Raw genomic sequence first — 17,462 nt, 5'->3', positions numbered from 1 at the left:
TTTATCGTGTCTTCAATGGAAAGGAATCCAATCAATGAACCAAATAACAATGCGTCAAGCTGTGCAGGCAGACCAAGAGCAACTCGCTGATTTGCGAGCGTTGGTATTATACGATGATCTAACCAGGTTGGGAAGGTACGATGATGTGAAAGTGCGTGAACGTTTCCGAAATACGTTCGACCCTGTTCATACGAGGATTATTGAAGTGGAGGGTTCAATGGTAGGTTGTGTAGCATTGAAGCCCAAGGCTGAGGTATATCTATTGGAACATTTCTACATACATCCCGATTATCAGGGTCAGAGAATAGGAACTCAGGTGCTGAACATGCTGTTGAAACAGGATGAAGTTCAGGGGAAACAGGTTGTTTTAAATGTGTTGCAGGGAAGTCCTGCGCGGCGATTGTATGAACGATTTGGATTTATATTGGACAGTGAAGATGAGGTCGATGTATTTATGTCGGTTCAATTGCAGTAATTTTACTGTACATCTATATAAGTTGAACTATTCTTTTACACAGAAACGGAGAGGGCAGAAAAAAATCTGGGGATTACAACTTATATAACAGACCCATTCATTTAATTCTTGAATGGGTCTATTGAACTTTTCTATTATACTTTCTGATGACGGTACCTTAACATGGATAATAACCTACTTTTTATATAGGAATTATATAGTATGGAGAATGCCAAGATGCCACAATGGAAGCGAAATCTGTATATTCTGTGGTTCGGCCTGTTTTTCAATCATATGGCGTACTCGCTGTCCGTTCCGTTCTTTCCCATATTTCTGCAAAACGATCTCGGTATCCAAAGCGGCCTGGAAGCTTGGTCCGGTATTTCGATTTCCATCAGCTTTCTGATCAGTGGATTATGCGCACCCTTCTGGGGATCCCTGGCTGATCGATATGGAAGCAAACTGATGCTGGTTCGTTCAGGAGTTGGGCTAGGCGTTGCACATCTGGCTAACTTCTTTGTTTACGATCCATATACGTTTATCGCAGTGAGGGTCTTTCAGGGTCTCATGGCTGGATTTCATCCCGCCTCGATCACACTGATCGGCACCAATACTCCGGAGAAACAGGTGGGTTATGCACTCGGCGTGATCTCCACGGCCAGCGCTGCGGGCGGAATTCTTGGTCCTCTTGCCGGTGGTGTGTTGAGTCACTGGATTGGACTGCGGGGGTGTTTCATTGCATCGGCTGTGATTACATTGATCGCGGCTCTGATGGTCTTAGGTGTTAAGGAATCACGGCAAGCTCGTACGGTGGTTCCAACAAGGATCATAGAGGACTTGAAAAGAGCGGTTTCCACACCCGGGTTGATGCGGATCTACGGTCTGATTCTGCTGGTTTCAACGTCTGTACTCATCATTGAACCGGTGCTGACACTCTATGTCGTCCAGATTGGCGGAGATATCGGTAGTGCAACACTTAGTGCAGGTATTGTCTTCTCGGCGATTGGTGTGGCAACTGTCATTATGGGACCGCGATGGGGGAAGATTGGTGGCAGGATCGGATACGAGAAAACCCTGTTTATCGGTCTGATTGGCGGCGGAATTGGCAGTCTGCTGCAAATGACAGCAACGAATCTGATTTATTTTGGCAGCCTGCGATTTGTCTATGGTCTGTTCTTTGCCGCGGTTTATCCGGCGCTTAATGCGCTGATCATCAAGTATGCTGATCACGACTTTCGTGGGAGGGCTGTCAGTCTGAGTCAGACGGCGAGTCAGTTCGGTATTGTACTCGGACCGTTAATCGGTGGTTTGCTCGGTGGATGGATCGGCATTCCGTTTATTTTTCTATTCACAGGGATTGTATTGCTGGGAGCGGCTTGGGCAGTCAGAGTTAGTGATGTGAAACAGGCGGATAAACGCGGATTAGGTATGGCAGCAGCAGAAGCTGGCGGAAACAGTATAAAGAAATGATGAAATGACGAAACAACTCTCAGAGATAAAAGGATATTCGAACTGAATGGTCATCACCACAACATAGGGAGGAATATATATGTCACAACGGCAATTGAAGTTGGGAGCCAATCTGAACGGAGTGGGGAACAGCATTTCCTTTTGGCGTCACCCGGATATTCCCATTAACGCGAGCGTTAGTCTGGAGTTCTACAAAAAGCAGGTGCGTATCGCGGAAAAAGGCAAGTTTGATCTGCTCTTTATTGCAGATGGCCTCTTCATCAACGAGAAGTCCAATCCTCATTTTCTCAATCGCTTCGAACCATTGACGCTTCTGTCCGCACTCGCCGGGGCAACTTCCCACATCGGGCTGGTTGCTACATTGTCTACTTCCTATAGTGAACCCTTCACGGTTGCGCGGCAATTCGCCTCGTTGGATCAATTAAGCGGTGGGAGAGCCGGATGGAATGTGGTTACTTCACCTCTGGAAGGATCGGCCCTTAACTTTGGCAAAGGCGAACATCCGAACCATGCGCTGCGCTACGAAATTGCAGAAGAACATCTCAATGTGGTCAAAGGTCTCTGGGATTCTTGGGAGGAAGATGCCTTTGTCGGAGACAAGGAACAGGGCGTATTCTTCGATCCTGCCAAATTACATACACTGAATCACAAGGGAAAGCACTTCTCGGTGCAGGGTCCACTTAATGTGGGGCGTTCGAAACAGGGTCATCCGGTGATTTTCCAGGCGGGCTCATCTGAATCTGGTAAAGATCTGGCCGCCCGATCGGCGGATGCCGTCTACACAGGACATGAGACGTTGCAGGAAGCAAGGGAGTTCTACCGGGATGTGAAGGCAAGAGCGGTGGCATATGGACGTCAGGCAGAGGATATCCTAATATTCCCGGGCATCGGCCCAATTGTGGGTAGAACCGCGGAAGAGGCGGAGCAGAAGTATCAGGAAATTGCCGAACTGGTGAGTATTGATCAAGCGTTGAACTATCTGGGGCGGTACTTCGATCATTATGACTTCTCCCAGTACGCGCTGGACGAACCTTTCCCCGAGATTGGGGAGATTGGCAGCAACAGCTTCCGCAGTACAACAGACAAGATTAAGCAGCAGGCACGGGAACAGGGGCTGACCCTGCGCCAAGTCGCGTTGTTGGCATCCACTCCACGTACATCGTTCATTGGTACACCGGATCAGATCGCAGATCAGATTCAGGCGTGGTTTGAAGGCGAAGCGGCAGACGGATTCAATGTTCGTACTGTGGTGCCCAATGGATTGGAAGATTTCGTGGAGCTCGTTGTTCCGGTTCTGCAAGAACGAGGGCTGTTCCGTACAGAGTATGAACATGAGACGCTAAGGGAGAATCTGGGTCTTGAGATTCCGCGAAACCGGTATACGTTAGAGACGGTAAAATAAATAAAATCACAATGATGGTGCAATCGAACTTGCTTCCAGTTCAGAATGCTTTATAAGCGATCCAGAAAGCTCTTATCCTAACGATCGACACGAAGAAACCAGCAGGTCGCCCATCATATGGGAACTTGCTGGTTTCTTCGGTTAAGCTGCTGCAGTTATAGGATTATACTCTCAGATCAATCTCAAACGTCTTGATTTCATAAGGTCGCTTTGGCTTCAACTTCAATCCTGATCCGGTGAAGACGGAAGTAGCTTCCATCTCCGCCATCGTGAAAGAATTCTACTCATCCATCATGACGGGGGCTGTTGACCCGGATGAGCATCTGCCAAAAGCAATACGATGAATGGAAAGGTGCAAATCCGAAATAAACCTGAAATAAAGAAGACACGGAAACGTCTGTCCGGTTTGGTGGGCGTTTCTTTTCCCCTTGTGGATTGTAGTTATGTATAGCTGTGAAATTAGCAAAAGAGGAACCATGCGGCCGATCCGGTTTCAACTACGTCTGGATATCCCTGAAGTAGCTCGTCTTCTAATGAGTGTATCGCATTGTATCAGACTACGAGCGAATGGGATCGAATATGAGGCTCACAGATCATTGGATCTTGTGAGTCTTTATACGTTTCTGCTGGATTCGGTTGCAAAGGTTTTCAAATCGTTGTTTTAGATAAAAAATCGGTTCTTCAATCAAAGACAATGCCAATGAGAAGTCTTAATATTGTAGTTAAAAAGATAAGAAGGGAGTGAAAACATGAATAATAGAAAGATCATGTTTGCTCGTCCGCTGCAAGTTGAAGCGGTAGAAGAGGATTTTATTTTGCCAGCCCTAGGGGAGAAGGAAGTATTGGTGAAATTGATCTATTCCCTCATCAGTCCGGGAACGGAGCTGGCCATGTTATCGGGAAAAGAAGAGTGGGCCAAGCTTCCCTTATGTCCGGGGTATGCGAGTGTAAGTAAAGTGATCGAGGTGGGACAGGGTGTACACCATGTTCAGCCAGGGGACGCTGTATTTCATTATGGTCAACATGCTGAATATCAAGTGGTATCCACAGATCATGTTTTCATCAAGGTACCTGAGCACTTGGATTTGAAGTGGGTTCCCTTCACCCGTATGGCAACCGTGGCATTCACCTCCATTCGTGTATCCAATATTGAACTTGGGGATGTTGTTGGCGTGACGGGGCTTGGATTGGTAGGGAATTTGGCCGCTCAATTGGCACGCCTTCAAGGTGCAACTGTGATTGGCGTGGACCTGTCACCAGAACGAATCCAAACTGCCCAGACCTGTGGGGTTGACTATACGCTTCATGGCGGAGAAGATAAAGTAAAAGAAAAGATACATGCCATAACGAATGGAGCAGGTGTATCTACTCATATTGAGGCGACGGGTGTACCTAGTGTAGGTGTTCAGAGTCTGGAGTGGATTGGGAAGTTGGGAGAGATTATTTTCCTGGGCAGTCCACGAGGCGAATATAACACGGATGTCACCGATATATTGAACTACTGCCACCTGTATGGACGAGGCTGCATTACGTTTAAGGGGGCACATGAATGGCGCTTCCCGGTTCAGCCGAACGAATTCGTGAAGCATTCCCTGGTGAGGAATTCGAACATTGTATTTGAACTGATGTTAAAGAACAAGCTGCATATCGAACCATTGATCAGTCATGTGATGAAGCCGGATCAAGCGCAAGAAGCTTACGAGGGACTGAGATTGAATAAAGACCAGTATAACGGTGTGCTGTTTGACTGGTCCTAGGAGGAGATTGGGATGATTAGAGGGTTAACAACTGCAGGCTTAGGGAACATCAAGTCCAATGAACAATATATTACGAATGCTGCAAAATACGGATTTCAGTCTGTAGATTTGAATCCGCTCTCATTGATTGAAGAAGTGGGCAAGGAACAAGCTATACACCTGCTGGAAAGCAATCATGTGATTATCGGTTCATCCGGTCTGACCGTAGACTGGAGAACCACAGATGAACAGTTTCGTGAAGGACTTCAATCGCTGGTACAAATGGCAGAAGCCTCTGCTGCATTGAACTGTTACAACTGTTGCACCTATATTTTACCTTCAACGGATCAGCCAGCAGCATCATTTATGGCGGCAGCTACCAAACGATTGAGATTGTGTGCAGATATTCTGGACGCCTATGGAATAAGGCTGGGCCTGGAGTTTGTGGGTTGCCATCATCTGCGTACTCAATGGAAGAATCCATTTATTTGGAGTGTGGAGGATACGCTTGACTGGATCGAAACAATCCATGCTCCGAATGTAGGTTTATTGGTGGATTCCTATCATTGGCATACGAATGGATTAAAGATCGAAGAGGTGTTGGATCTTAAGAAGGAACAGATTGTCCATGTTCACATCAATGATGCTTATGATCTGCCCATTGAAGAGTTGCTGGATCATGAGCGCTTATACCCTGGCGAAGGAGTAATCGATCTGCAAGGTTTCTTGAAGAACCTGAAGGCGATTGGTTACACGGGCGTCGTATCTCAAGAGGTGTTGGCTCCAACGCCAACCCTTGATTCAAGTGAATTGTTTGCCAAGTCCAAGGCAGGCTTCGATAAAGTGTTTGCGACAATATAACCGGATCAGTGAGAAGGCAGCGGGGAGGAATACATGTGTATGAGGCATGGATGAACAACATTTCGCCATTCGTAAGAGCGGCAAGAGTCACGGAATCATTTTCTTTGGCAGGGGAATGGATAGACCACGATCATGTGTATACCTACATCGAGCAAGGGGAAGCGGAGTTCTTCTTGAGTGGTGTGAAATACCTGGTCAAAGAAGGCGACATTGTGCTGATGCATCCATTCATGCCTCATATCATTCGGTCCACCTCCACGCAGCCATTGATTCAGTATATTTTTCATTTTGATCTGTACTATGAGGAAGAGCGTAGTTTATTGAAGAATACGAGTGCAGCTCATCGTGAAAGTCCCGATCTGGCGGATAGGGAAATGAAGCTGGCATCCATACGCCCCATCTCTCATTTGCAGTTAGCCGATCGAATCGAATGGAAAAAGAGATTTGCGCTCATGCATAAGGAGTTTCAGGAAAAGCGGGGAGGATCTTCGTTAATCACGAAATCCATATGTTTGGAGTTGCTGCATCTGTTTTTCAAAAATCAATCCGAAAATCAAGACCAAGAGGGGAATATGACCAAGGGATGGGCATTCATTGAAAAATCGATTCGTTATATTCATGAATGTTACGCTGACCCTCAATTAAATAATGTTGCTATCAGTAGACATGTCGGTGTGTCGACGAACCATTTATCACATTTGTTCAAAAGCAAGCTGGGGATAACCCTTCACAAATATGTGACACATATCCGAATAGAGCAGTCCCAGAAAAGAATTATGGAAGGAACACATAATTTAACCCGGATTGCCGAGGAGGTTGGCTTTTCGAGTATTCATCTGTTCAGTCGGTCTTTCAAGGCTGCTGTAGGTATCACTCCCAGTAAATATGCAGCGATGAAATCAAGGGTAGAGTGGAAATAGGCTGCTAGTTGCTAACTAGACATAAAAGATATATAGTATATTTAGACAAGAAATAGTTAGGATGAATCAAATGGCATACTCTACAGCCTTATCACAGGGAATCTCTATTCTTCTATATATCCACGCTTTATCCGAGGAGAACTGTTCGAATTATTTATCCACCAAGTTAATATCGGAGCAATTAAATATTCCGGTTCCGACGACGGTAAAAGTCATTCGCAACCTGAATAATGCCAAACTGACAATGGCCAAAGAGGGGGCCAAGGGCGGCATCTTGCTTGCTCAGCCGTTATCGGAAATCACGATGTTGGATGTATTCCTGGCGGTTGAACCCGGCAAAGACTTGTTTAAAGTTCATACCGATGTAACACTCCAGGGACAAGACGTGGATGACGTGAAACAAAAAGTCGTTCATCATCTTGAAGGCGCGGAGATCGCCATGCAGAATTATTTAAAAGACATACGGTTAACCGATCTGTTCCATGAAGAGAAGAAGGGTTAACCCCTTTTTTTGGCTTTAACTAGATATAATATATATCAAGTATATTACGATTTTTTTTTTGAGAGGAGTAGTCAAAATGAATTTGCATACTAAAGTGGTTGAAGCCAGAAACGGAGTTTCTATTCCTCAACTGGGATTCGGGGTTTACAAAATAACAAAAGAAGCAGAATTTGCAACAGCGACTCGGGAGGCCATTCAGGTTGGGTACCGACATTTTGATACTGCCCGAATCTATGGGAATGAGAAAGCGTTGGGAACAGAAATCCGGAATAGTCCAATTCCGCGTGAGCAATTCTTCATCACGTCGAAGGTCTGGAATACAGATCATGGCTATGAAGCGACCAAGAAAGCTTTCCAGAAAACGATAAACAAGCTGGGTGTTAATTACCTCGACATGTATTTAATCCATTTTGCTTCGCCAAAGTATATCGAAACATGGAAAGCCATGGAGGAATTATATGAGGAAGGCAAGATCAGAGTCATTGGGGTCGCGAACTTTGAGATTCAGCATCTGGAAGAATTAAGGAAGCACGCAAAAATCTTGCCGATGATCAACCAGATCGAGACGCACCCGGAATTTCCGCAGAATGAACTACGAGCCTATATGGACAAACATCAGATTTTACATGAGGCGTGGGGTCCGTTAGGTCAGGGGAATAAAGTATTATTGCAGCATCCGGTATTGAAGGAAATCGCGGATCATCATCGTAAGACGGGGCTCAAGTGATATTGCGATGGCATCTGGAACGGGGCGTTATCCTGATTCCCAAATCATCTAATCCAAAGCGGATCAGAGAGAATAGTGAGATCTTTGATTTTGAGCTGTCCGCTGAGGAAATGGAGAAGATCAATCGTCTGAACTCGAGTAAAAGGTATTCAATCCATCCGACAGGTTATATTGTAAATCCGATTTTTAATGCCTTGATGAAACTTTTCATTCGGTAGAACGAAGCAATCAATCAGTTTGCATTGGAATATCTAATTTTTATGAATAAATCATTAACGCTAGCTAGGGATGTCCCATACGTCATGAATATGACAAAGGGCATCCCTTGTTAGCGTACTGCATAACGGCAAGAAGGCAGCAGAAGCAGCAGAACGTGCCATGCTGCATTCCCCTTATGAAGAAGAAGCGTATCGTTGTGCCATGCAAGCATACTTGTCCATGGGTAATCATGACCATGTCTTACGTATCTATCGCGATCTTGAAGAACGCTTAAGTGAGTTGCATATTCGTCCTTCTTCAGTGAACACACGATTATATGAGCAGATTAAAGCTTGAACGGTAAGGAGTAGTAGCAATGATTCAACGTATGCATGATGATCTGAAATTCCCAAAAAACGTGTCTTGGAGAATGCCTTCCAGCACACGTTTTTTGTTTATATGAAAACATTGACAATGCGCTAACAATTCCAGGATTTCCCGTTTACAATTCGCTCCTATAATTACAAACGTAATAGGTCATTTTTACTATGAACGTGGAAGTTTGGGGGGATGAGGCAGACAAGCTCTCATATGGATGATACATGCAGCATACCAGACAGCAGGGCACGGCATACAAGGCAAATTATATGGAGAAAAGAAGGGTGACCAAAGCCAATGTCAATGAAAAAGGTGTTAGTAGTGTCCATGGTAGCCACAGTGTTAACCACTTCTGTGGTCAGTGCAGTATCAGCTGCTCCAGCAGTGAAACCTGCGGCTAGTACAGCTCAGGTGCAAAACTCCACGTTTACAATAAACGGAAGTAGCGTTATCGTTCGTTCCATCGTGAAGAATGGCGAGACACTTGTATCGCTTCGTGATGTGACCAAGGCCATCGGTGCGCAGGCGGAAGTACATAGTGGAACAACGGTGATCAAACTAAATGGTCACACGGTGACACTCCAGAATAATGCCAAACAACTCCTGGTTAATGGCAACAAAGTCAATTTGAATCAACCGGTTACGATCATTGGAGGTACAAGCTACGTTGCGCTCCGACCATTGGTATCCAGCGTTGGCGGTACAATCGTCAAGAAAAGTGGAATGCTTGAGGTTAGCACGGTAGCATTGCTCGAAGGTGCGGAGAATCCCCGTTTTGCCGGAGCGGACAAGCTGATCGTTTCCAAGAGTGATGACAATGGCCGAACCGATTATCTTGTGAATACCACTAGTGGTAAATATGAGCTGTTGTTAACGACAGATGGCGGATCGGATCTGGTCGTTTCTCCGAGTGGCGGTCAAGCGGCGTATACGAATGCGGAAGGGGCTGTCTACGTTATCGATCTGAAGACAAAGGCTTCGAGATTGGTCACAAGTGACACGAGTATCAAACCGGAATTGGTATGGTCTGCGGACGAAAGTGCAATTTATTTCCTGCAAGGAGATAAAGGGTCGGTGATTGCGAGTCTGAATCTGTCTGATGGCGCGATTAAGAAACTGGTTGAAGATAAAGTGGATTACAAAGAAAACCTGAATGTGTCTGCGGATGGCAAAAGATTCATTTACACGGTGACGACACTTGGCAAGGTAACCTCCGATGCTACCAATGTAGATGAAGACAACGTGTCTATCGACTTTTCAGCCAATCAACAGCATATATTTTCGTATAACAACGGTATATCGAAGCCTGAAGCGACGCAATTAACGACTTCAACCGATGACAAAGTGTTTGTATGGTCCGTTGACGGGCAGAAAGCCTACTACGTAAGTGTACCGTCCGAGGACGGCAATGCTTCGCTGCAATTGGTGGATTCATCCCAGGAGGCAACAACGGTGTATGGCGTTCACGATGTAGAGCAAGCGATTCTGTCGGGTGGCGTCGTGTACGTACTGGCTGCGCAGGATGACAGCAACAGCGTCATTATTTCCATCGACACGGTAACAGGAAAACAAACCAAACTGTATACCGTATCTTCCGATGTATCCTCCATTACCGTTGCTGGATCACAAATCGCCGTGATTGAAAACGACCGGGTTTTGGTTCAAGCGGGTGGTAGCTGGAGAGCCATTACGAAGTGATTTTTTTGATCCATGAGTGATAAGTACGTGTTGAAATTAAATAATGATTTATAATTTGAGAGGAGTTTCAACGAACATGAAAAAATGGATCAAACCCTTCACGGCCATGCTTATGGCTGTATCGCTAATTGGTGGACTTGGAGGCGCAACGACGGCATCTGCTGCCAAGAGCACGGAGAAAGGTAAAATTGTCATCAACGGTTCCTCGGCATTGCTTCCTTTAACGCTTCAAGCTGCGAGTGAGTTCAAGAAAGATCATCCCAAAGTCAAAATCTCGGCTTCCGCCGCGGGTTCCATTACAGGTCCTCAATCTGTACGTAAAGGGATTGCCGACATCGGTGCTGTGGACTGGGACGCATCCAAGGATGTGCCTGGCTTCAAGAAATTCGATGGAATGGTTGCTAATCCAGTAGCAGTGACAGTATTTACGGCAGTGGTTAACACGAATGTGGGTGTAAGCAGTCTGACCACGAAACAATTGCAGGACATCTTCTCTGGCAAAGTGACCAACTGGAAAGACGTCGGCGGTGCTAATGCCAACATCGTTGTTGTTAACCGCAAGTTCGGTTCTGGCACACGGGTCAACTTCCAGCAAAAAGCGCTCGACGGTAAAGATTTCATGAGCAAAGGCGACAACTACAAAGAAGTTGGCTCCAGCGGCGATATGAAAACAACCATTGAAACGACACCGAATGCGATTGGATATATTGACCTTCCTTATGTAACTAGCAAAATGAAGGCTGTATCCATCAATGGCGTTGCACCAACAGAGAAAAACGTATTGAACAAAACCTACAAAGTATGGGGTATCGGATATTACATGACCAAAGGTCAACCAACCGGTGCAACCAAAGCATTCATCGATTACATCCAAAGCAGCAAGTTCCAGAACGGTTCCCTGAAAAAGCTGAAATTCATTCCGCTTGCGGCTGTAAAATAACGGAGCTTCAAACGTTCGTCATTCTCACATTTCATAAGAAAAGGGATAGCCAGCTTCTGCGCACGGTCGCAAGCTGGCTTCTCTATGTGAAAGGAAGAGCACTTCATGATCGATTTGAATCCATCCCCGAACAGCCCAGCCCCCAGTGAGCTTGGTACGAGCATTGGTAAGGCCGCTAAATCGGGTACGCGGTTTAACCGTAAGACGCGTTTAAGGTGGTCCAATAACCTTTTTCGCATGGTATGTATCGGCAGTACGATCTTTGTATGTCTGGTTCTCTTATGTATCTTAATTCTCATGCTTCGTACGGGTGTGCTCACCTTTACGGATGTGTCGCTGCGTGAATTCTTTTTCTCCACCAACTGGGACCCGGAAAATGAACATTATGGTGCTCTGACCTTCATCCTCGGCACACTGGCTCTTACGGGTCTCACCATGTTGTTCGCCATTCCGCTCTCTGTCATCATTGCTGTGTTTCTGGCTGAAATGACACCCAAATGGCTTCGCCATATTTTGCGTCCTGTATTGGATCTACTGGTGGGTATTCCTTCTGTGGTATACGGTTTTCTGGGGCTGACGATCCTCATCCCTTGGCTAAGGGATATCAGTGGTCGTGATCTGGCTGACGGATTGCTCGCAGCGTCCATTGTACTGACTATTATGGTACTTCCCACGATTAGCCGGATTAGCGATGATGCCATATCTGCTGTGCCGAACAAATACCGTGATGCGGCCTATGCACTTGGTACGAACCGATTCCAGACCGTGACTCGTGTGGTCTTACCTGCTGCAAAAGGCGGGATTATGTACGCCGTCATTCTTGGCATGACTCGTGCGATCGGTGAGACGATGGCGGTGGTGATGGTCATTGGTAATACAGCACAACTCGCGAATAGTCTGTTCACGCCAACAGCCGTGCTTACGAGTAATATCGTCATGCAGATCTCCAGCGTTGAATTCGACTCCACCTGGAATCATGGTCTGTACATGATGGGCTTTATCCTACTCGCAATTTCGATTCTGATGATTGTTATCGTAAGACTGCTTCAGAAGAGAGGAGACCGCAACGTATGAGTGTGAAGAAGCAGGCGAACGCTATCATACCATCGTATTCTTTTGGCAAACGGAGAAGTTCATCCATGGTGATGGATCGGCTCTTTACAGGCATGGTATGGGGCGTTGGCATCGTCGTCATTTTGTTTATTGTGGGACTGTTATTTTTGCTGCTCAACAAAGGATTGCCTCTGCTAAGCTGGGATTTTCTCTATGGTGTTCCTAGTGAGATTGAAGAAGGGGGAGGGATCGGCCCGGCGCTATTCAACTCGTTCTATGTGTTGATTCTGTCCCTGCTCATCTCTATCCCTATTGGCATGGCGGCAGGCATATATCTCGCAGAGTTTGCACCAAACAATAAGCTGATCGAGACCGTTCGTATTTGCGTGGAGGGATTGTCCTCTGTGCCATCCATCATCTTTGGATTGTTCGGCATTGCCCTGTTTGTGGAGTTTTTCGAAATAGGTCTTACCATTCTGGGCGCAGCCGTCAGCCTTGCTTTCCTGAACCTGCCTGTGCTTACCAGGGTAACAGAGGAATCCGTCAGGGCGGTTCCGGTGGAACTTCGGAATGGATCGTTCGCACTGGGCTCAACGCATCTCCAGACGATCCGCCAAGTGTTGTTGCCGGTGGCTATCAACGGGATCATGACGGGGATTTGCCTGACGGCAGGCCGAGCATTTGGTGAGAGTGCTGTTATTATTCTGACCGCTGGAGTGTCCACCTCCGGGGAGATGTGGGACTTTAATTTGTTATCGCCGGGAGGAACCCTTGCGGTACATCTCTGGTACATTCAATCGGAAGCCATTGTACCGGATGCGCAGGAAATTGCGCAGAAAACAACAGCGGTGCTGATCTTTGTAGCGTTGCTCATTAATGTGCTGTTCCGTGTGCCCCTGTGGCTGAAAGCACGCAAAAATCAAGCACGATGAAAAGAGGATACTGTTATTCGGTATCGTCTCTGGATCAACGCCAACTGTCTAAGCTGAATCTGCAAAACAATCCATTTCAACCCGGGAGGGCACCTTGTGCAACCTATTATTGAGATCAACAAACTGAATTTGTACTACGGTCAGTTTCAAGCGCTGAAGGAGGTTTCCATTGAAATTCCTGAGCGGGCCATTACTGCTTTTATCGGACCATCAGGTTGTGGCAAATCAACCCTGTTGCGTACACTGAACCGCATGAATGACCGAATACCCGGCACACGGATTGAGGGTAAAGTGGCCGTAGGAGGAACCGACATCTACAGTGGTGAAGTTCATGTCGAGACCCTTCGCAAGAAGATCGGCATGGTCTTCCAGCAACCAAACCCTTTTCCCAAATCCATCTATGACAACGTGGCCTTCGGTCCCAAACAGCACGGTATTCATGGCAAGAAGAAGCTGGATGAGATTGTAGAGCAGAGCCTGCGTTCCGCAGTCCTGTGGGATGAGGTAAAGGACAACCTGAAGCGCTCTGCACTAAGCCTATCCGGAGGACAACAGCAACGTCTCTGTATTGCGCGTGCGCTGGCGGTGGAGCCGGATATTCTGCTGATGGATGAAGCGACTGCTTCGCTTGATCCCGTCTCAACCTTCAAGATTGAGGAGCTGACGCATGAATTGAAGGAGCGTTATACCATTGTGATGGTGACGCATAACATGCAGCAAGCCGCTCGCGTGTCCCAGCAGACCGTGTTCTTCCTGAACGGTGAAGTGGTGGAGTATTCCGCTACCCAAAGCATGTTCGCAGAGCCGGTCGATGTGCGTACACAGGATTATATTAGTGGCCGGTTTGGTTGATTGTTTTATTGTTGAGAAGTGTGAAAGTCTTTCAGATCTGATCTGAAAGACTTTTTTGCTGTTTGCAATTATTCCAGTAACCCCCGTTGTTCCAACAACTGTGTCGTAACCATCCACAGTTTGTTTTGCATGGCCTCATCTCCGCCAGGATGTATAGGAATAATAGATTCTCCATTTCCCACATTAAAATACCCTCCCGAAACTTCGCCATACTTCGATTCCACAGCCAACCGAGTTATGATATCCGCACCCCGTCGTGGGTCGCCAATGTGCAAAAAGGTTAACATGCGCTCAAGCACACTTGCAAACCATAGTTCTCGTCCAAGACCTGTCACATTAAAGCCTGGATTCAAGGCATTTACACATATCCCGGTTCCACGCCAATGTCTGGCTAGTTCACCAGTAAACATAATGTTGAGCAGTTTGGTTTTGCCATAGATTGCAGAGGAACCGCGTGCAGTAAAAGGTGTGATATCTGTTAAGTCATTTGGCAGCACCAGTGTGCCATGATTCCGTGAAGCTTCAGATGCAACATTGACGACTCGGGCTTGGCCCGACTGAATCAGGGAAGATTGTAATGTGTGCGTTAACAGCCAAGGTGCCAAATAGTTCACGGCAATCATCTCGGCATATCCTTCGGACGTGACTCTCTGTTCAAAAGCATGAAGTCCGGCATTATTCAAAAGTACGTCTATACGCGGATAAGCGGCTGCAATCTCAAGCCCCACACGTTTTACATCACTAAGTAAGGACAAGTCCCCATAGAAAAATTCGATGTTGGCAGAAGGCACGGTTTCCTTGATTTTGTACCTGGTAGCGTCTGCACGTTCCTTGCTTCGGGCTGTGAGTATAAGGTGTGCACCGCGTTTCGCGAGTTCGATTGCAGCAAGCTGCCCTAAACCGCTTGTTGCTCCGGTGATGACAATAAAGGGTTGTGTTGTTTCCATAATGTAGTCTCCTTTTGACACGAATAGAGTTAGAATATATAATGGACATAAATCAACTATAAATATTAATTGATATTTGTCAACTATATTCCGGGAGTTTACTTTCGTGTATTGAGGAGAGGAAATTAACAGTAATGAGTGAAAATCCAATCAAAACCAAAGACAGAGCAACCCTGGAGCTAGCGCTGGGTGAACAGATTCATGCACTGATCAGTGCTTCCCATGCGCTTAACGTTCGGTCTGCCGAGCGTTTTGATGCGAACCTGCAACCTGCCGCATTTCACCTGGTCCGGTGGCTTTACTCCTATGGCCCAACAAGCGCCGCTGCTTTGGCAGACGCTACTGCGATGGACCGCAGTTCGGTCAGCCGGTTAATCAAACAACTCGAAAAGTCGGGATATGTAAGCAAAGAGCCAGATCCCGAAGATCGGCGTGGGGTTCTACTCTCTCTTACAGAACTTGGTCAACAATCGACGATTGGTGCGCTCAAGGAGAAGGAATCAGCTTTTTATGACCGTATATCCAGATGGGATGATAAGGAACTGGAGCGTTTTACCACCATGCTTCGGCAGTTTAACGGATTGGATGGTTAGTGAGAGTTCTATGGTGGATTGTATTCGATACGCGAACTAAGTGGGATATGTCACCATTGAGCGAGAAAGGCTATAAAATCATAGCAAAAGCGGACATCTTGTGATGTCCGCTCGCGATTGTAAATCAAATTTAAATCATTTTATAGTTCCAAGGGAGCTGAGGGACCATATAACGGTATCCCTGATTGTTTTCTTTTCTCACATATACCCAAGGTGGTGGGACAGGGGTGCCTTGTGCTTTATACAAAACCGTCCCTTCATCGCTTAGAGAATATTCTTCGATACTACTTTGGATTTCCTCCCAATGAATCTTACCTTGGTAAGACAGTGTCTGCCCTTGAACGATAACATGAGGTGCACCTGAAATAACTCTCTGCGTTATGTTGAGAACCCCAACCTTCCCTGAGTACAACATCACGAATTCGCTCATGAAAAGGATGATAATCAAAATGACGATGCTAACAATCCATCGCTTTTTTCTCATTTTGTGACCTCCACTACCTAGGGATCATTCCCTCATAGTTAATGTCTTTTAATGACATAATCTCGTCAGAGATGGTATTGATTTTGACTGAATAGGGCTTAATAGCTTGCAGGAATTCATTTATGATTTTCTTGCGATCTTTATCAAAGGCTGTAGATGTTATGAGATTCTCCTTTAATACGTTATCGTTCATTATGACTTGTTTAGAATAACTAACTGAATTACTATAATCGATTAGATGCGTAACCCCCGTGAATTTGCCACTAGTTAATGTACCTTTGGAGAATTCGGATGGTTTAATCCCAATATATTTTTCAGAAGAACCGTGTTTCTTTTTATAATTGATAATCGTGTCAAAAAAGTCCTTATCCCCGGTTAACTTCTCGTTGAAATAATCATTTTTGAGAGCAATCGTAGTCGTATGATCAGTATATCCTAGTGAGACAGTATCTGAAGAGTGGATTGCGTAATATCCCTGAGACATCTTGCCCTGATTGAATGTTCCATCGTTAATGGTGTTGTTGTAACGGTCATGTACAGGGTAAACCTTGCCATCAGAAGTAAGATACTGTACTTCTAACCATTGCGTAATTTCTTTTCCTTTACCATGATATGTATCATTAATCCATGATCCGGTGTAGGTTTTTGTAGTGAATTCACCTGTTCCATGGCCCATATTAGATTCATTGTAATCCTCAAAGGGGACACCTCCACCTTCAACTAATGTATATGTATACTTGCCTTTTCCTTGCCGCGTACCACTCACCCAATCTCCAGAGTAAACTTCGGTTTCTCCCCATCTTGCGGTTCCTTTACCATGAGGTTTCCCGTTTAAAACTTCACCATAGTACGTCGCTCCATCTGACAATTTTAAGTTTACTTTCTTCGATGCTGCTTCTGTTGGAGTAGAGCTTGATAATAGTCCAATGATAATGGTGATCGTTAATCCAAAACCTAGATAGAATCTTTTCAAAAGTGTGCAACTCCTTCAATGAATAATGATCTTTGCGTTGTTAGCCATCTTCAACATTATCGGTTTATGTATCGTATTTTTCCAGTTTAAATATAAAGTGGAGATCGGTCTGATTTCACAAACAACTCGTCCTCAGTTCACAAAAGTAAAAATGTAAAGGCTGAAACAAAATCCCGCTCAACCTTAAGTACCTGCGGCTTCAAGGTGCATTATGCCTGTAGTTTGTGGGTGCTTTTTTCTATACTCAGCGTATACGCAACTCTGATCTTTTTACAAAACCTACTATGTTCTCGGTTTCAACATTCCTCCTACGCGTGTTCTCCTCCTAATGATCCACAGCAG

At 45.8% G+C, this 17,462-nt stretch carries 18 protein-coding genes and 1 pseudogene; 16 read left to right on the top strand and 3 right to left on the bottom strand.

Annotated elements, in window-relative coordinates; genetic code table 11:
• Positions 1-34: 34 nt before the first annotated feature.
• The 15 genes and pseudogenes from NKT06_RS23740 to pstB all read left to right on the top strand — a co-directional run bounded on the left by NKT06_RS23740 (position 35) and on the right by pstB (position 14,123).
• The gene (locus tag NKT06_RS23740) at positions 35-475 is read left to right on the top strand and encodes a GNAT family N-acetyltransferase (protein WP_253439891.1); all 441 of its coding nucleotides are present in this window, start codon (positions 35-37) and stop codon (positions 473-475) included.
• Between the two features lie 216 nt (positions 476-691).
• The gene (locus tag NKT06_RS23735; RefSeq protein WP_253439888.1) at positions 692-1,924 is read left to right on the top strand and encodes an MFS transporter; all 1,233 of its coding nucleotides are present in this window, start codon (positions 692-694) and stop codon (positions 1,922-1,924) included.
• A gap of 79 nt (positions 1,925-2,003) precedes the next feature.
• Complete coding sequence (locus NKT06_RS23730) at positions 2,004-3,326, top strand: LLM class flavin-dependent oxidoreductase (RefSeq protein ID WP_253439886.1); 1,323 nt, start codon at positions 2,004-2,006, stop codon at positions 3,324-3,326.
• Positions 3,327-3,562: 236 nt separating this feature from the next.
• Positions 3,563-3,670: a DUF3502 domain-containing protein gene (locus NKT06_RS31955; RefSeq protein WP_483311591.1), complete on the top strand. Its 108-nt coding sequence runs from the start codon at positions 3,563-3,565 to the stop codon at positions 3,668-3,670.
• A 405-nt stretch (positions 3,671-4,075) separates the two neighbouring features.
• Complete coding sequence (locus NKT06_RS23725) at positions 4,076-5,083, top strand: zinc-dependent alcohol dehydrogenase (protein WP_253439883.1); 1,008 nt, start codon at positions 4,076-4,078, stop codon at positions 5,081-5,083.
• Positions 5,084-5,095: 12 nt separating this feature from the next.
• Positions 5,096-5,923 (top strand): sugar phosphate isomerase/epimerase family protein, encoded by an 828-nt coding sequence (locus tag NKT06_RS23720; protein ID WP_253439881.1) that lies wholly within the window; start codon positions 5,096-5,098, stop codon positions 5,921-5,923.
• A 35-nt stretch (positions 5,924-5,958) separates the two neighbouring features.
• Positions 5,959-6,843 (top strand): AraC family transcriptional regulator, encoded by an 885-nt coding sequence (locus NKT06_RS23715; RefSeq protein WP_253439878.1) that lies wholly within the window; start codon positions 5,959-5,961, stop codon positions 6,841-6,843.
• A 70-nt stretch (positions 6,844-6,913) separates the two neighbouring features.
• Positions 6,914-7,345, top strand: coding sequence for an RrF2 family transcriptional regulator (locus tag NKT06_RS23710; protein ID WP_167434680.1), 432 nt, complete (start codon positions 6,914-6,916; stop codon positions 7,343-7,345).
• Positions 7,346-7,421: 76 nt separating this feature from the next.
• A pseudogene (locus NKT06_RS23705) lies at positions 7,422-8,290 on the top strand (aldo/keto reductase).
• Positions 8,291-8,408: 118 nt separating this feature from the next.
• Complete coding sequence (locus NKT06_RS23700; protein ID WP_301290435.1) at positions 8,409-8,627, top strand: bacterial transcriptional activator domain-containing protein; 219 nt, start codon at positions 8,409-8,411, stop codon at positions 8,625-8,627.
• Positions 8,628-8,945: 318 nt separating this feature from the next.
• Positions 8,946-10,346 (top strand): stalk domain-containing protein, encoded by a 1,401-nt coding sequence (locus tag NKT06_RS23695; RefSeq protein WP_253439873.1) that lies wholly within the window; start codon positions 8,946-8,948, stop codon positions 10,344-10,346.
• A 76-nt stretch (positions 10,347-10,422) separates the two neighbouring features.
• Complete coding sequence (locus NKT06_RS23690) at positions 10,423-11,286, top strand: phosphate ABC transporter substrate-binding protein (protein WP_124115738.1); 864 nt, start codon at positions 10,423-10,425, stop codon at positions 11,284-11,286.
• A 105-nt stretch (positions 11,287-11,391) separates the two neighbouring features.
• Positions 11,392-12,360: a phosphate ABC transporter permease subunit PstC gene (gene pstC, locus NKT06_RS23685; protein ID WP_253439871.1), complete on the top strand. Its 969-nt coding sequence runs from the start codon at positions 11,392-11,394 to the stop codon at positions 12,358-12,360.
• Positions 12,357-13,271 carry a phosphate ABC transporter permease PstA gene (gene pstA, locus NKT06_RS23680; RefSeq protein WP_253439868.1) on the top strand — a complete coding sequence of 305 codons (915 nt, stop codon included), beginning with the start codon at positions 12,357-12,359 and terminating at the stop codon, positions 13,269-13,271. The genes pstC and pstA overlap by 4 nt, the downstream gene beginning before the upstream one ends.
• A gap of 96 nt (positions 13,272-13,367) precedes the next feature.
• Entirely contained in the window at positions 13,368-14,123 is a 756-nt protein-coding gene (pstB, locus tag NKT06_RS23675) for a phosphate ABC transporter ATP-binding protein PstB (RefSeq protein WP_253439865.1), read from the top strand.
• 68 nt (positions 14,124-14,191) lie between these two features.
• On the opposite strand, the gene NKT06_RS23670 is transcribed toward pstB, so the two are convergent.
• A complete protein-coding gene (locus NKT06_RS23670; RefSeq protein ID WP_253439862.1) occupies positions 14,192-15,070 on the bottom strand; it encodes an SDR family NAD(P)-dependent oxidoreductase in 879 nt (292 codons plus the stop codon).
• A 134-nt stretch (positions 15,071-15,204) separates the two neighbouring features.
• Here NKT06_RS23670 and NKT06_RS23665 point away from each other — a divergent pair, with 134 nt between their 5' ends.
• The gene (locus NKT06_RS23665; RefSeq protein ID WP_253439860.1) at positions 15,205-15,663 is read left to right on the top strand and encodes a MarR family winged helix-turn-helix transcriptional regulator; all 459 of its coding nucleotides are present in this window, start codon (positions 15,205-15,207) and stop codon (positions 15,661-15,663) included.
• A 130-nt stretch (positions 15,664-15,793) separates the two neighbouring features.
• Here NKT06_RS23665 and NKT06_RS23660 read toward each other — a convergent pair whose 3' ends face one another.
• Both NKT06_RS23660 and NKT06_RS23655 read right to left on the bottom strand, forming a co-directional pair.
• Positions 15,794-16,147: a hypothetical protein gene (locus tag NKT06_RS23660; protein WP_253439857.1), complete on the bottom strand. Its 354-nt coding sequence runs from the start codon at positions 16,145-16,147 to the stop codon at positions 15,794-15,796.
• A 13-nt stretch (positions 16,148-16,160) separates the two neighbouring features.
• Complete coding sequence (locus NKT06_RS23655) at positions 16,161-17,120, bottom strand: MORN repeat-containing protein (protein ID WP_253439854.1); 960 nt, start codon at positions 17,118-17,120, stop codon at positions 16,161-16,163.
• Positions 17,121-17,462 lie beyond the last annotated feature (342 nt).

The organism is Paenibacillus sp. 1781tsa1 (assembly GCF_024159265.1).
Lineage (GTDB): Bacteria > Bacillota > Bacilli > Paenibacillales > Paenibacillaceae > Paenibacillus.
This window is presented reverse-complemented; position numbering and strand designations above follow the sequence as displayed.

Coding starts and splice junctions, on each gene's coding strand:
- NKT06_RS23740 (WP_253439891.1), top strand. CDS start 35: ATGAACCAAATAACAATGCGTCAAGCTGTGCAGGCAGACCAAGAGCAA.
- NKT06_RS23735 (WP_253439888.1), top strand. CDS start 692: ATGCCACAATGGAAGCGAAATCTGTATATTCTGTGGTTCGGCCTGTTT.
- NKT06_RS23730 (WP_253439886.1), top strand. CDS start 2,004: ATGTCACAACGGCAATTGAAGTTGGGAGCCAATCTGAACGGAGTGGGG.
- NKT06_RS23725 (WP_253439883.1), top strand. CDS start 4,076: ATGAATAATAGAAAGATCATGTTTGCTCGTCCGCTGCAAGTTGAAGCG.
- NKT06_RS23720 (WP_253439881.1), top strand. CDS start 5,096: ATGATTAGAGGGTTAACAACTGCAGGCTTAGGGAACATCAAGTCCAAT.
- NKT06_RS23710 (WP_167434680.1), top strand. CDS start 6,914: ATGGCATACTCTACAGCCTTATCACAGGGAATCTCTATTCTTCTATAT.
- NKT06_RS23695 (WP_253439873.1), top strand. CDS start 8,946: ATGTCAATGAAAAAGGTGTTAGTAGTGTCCATGGTAGCCACAGTGTTA.
- NKT06_RS23690 (WP_124115738.1), top strand. CDS start 10,423: ATGAAAAAATGGATCAAACCCTTCACGGCCATGCTTATGGCTGTATCG.
- pstC (WP_253439871.1), top strand. CDS start 11,392: ATGATCGATTTGAATCCATCCCCGAACAGCCCAGCCCCCAGTGAGCTT.
- pstA (WP_253439868.1), top strand. CDS start 12,357: ATGAGTGTGAAGAAGCAGGCGAACGCTATCATACCATCGTATTCTTTT.
- NKT06_RS23670 (WP_253439862.1), bottom strand. CDS start 15,070: ATGGAAACAACACAACCCTTTATTGTCATCACCGGAGCAACAAGCGGT.
- NKT06_RS23665 (WP_253439860.1), top strand. CDS start 15,205: ATGAGTGAAAATCCAATCAAAACCAAAGACAGAGCAACCCTGGAGCTA.
- NKT06_RS23660 (WP_253439857.1), bottom strand. CDS start 16,147: ATGAGAAAAAAGCGATGGATTGTTAGCATCGTCATTTTGATTATCATC.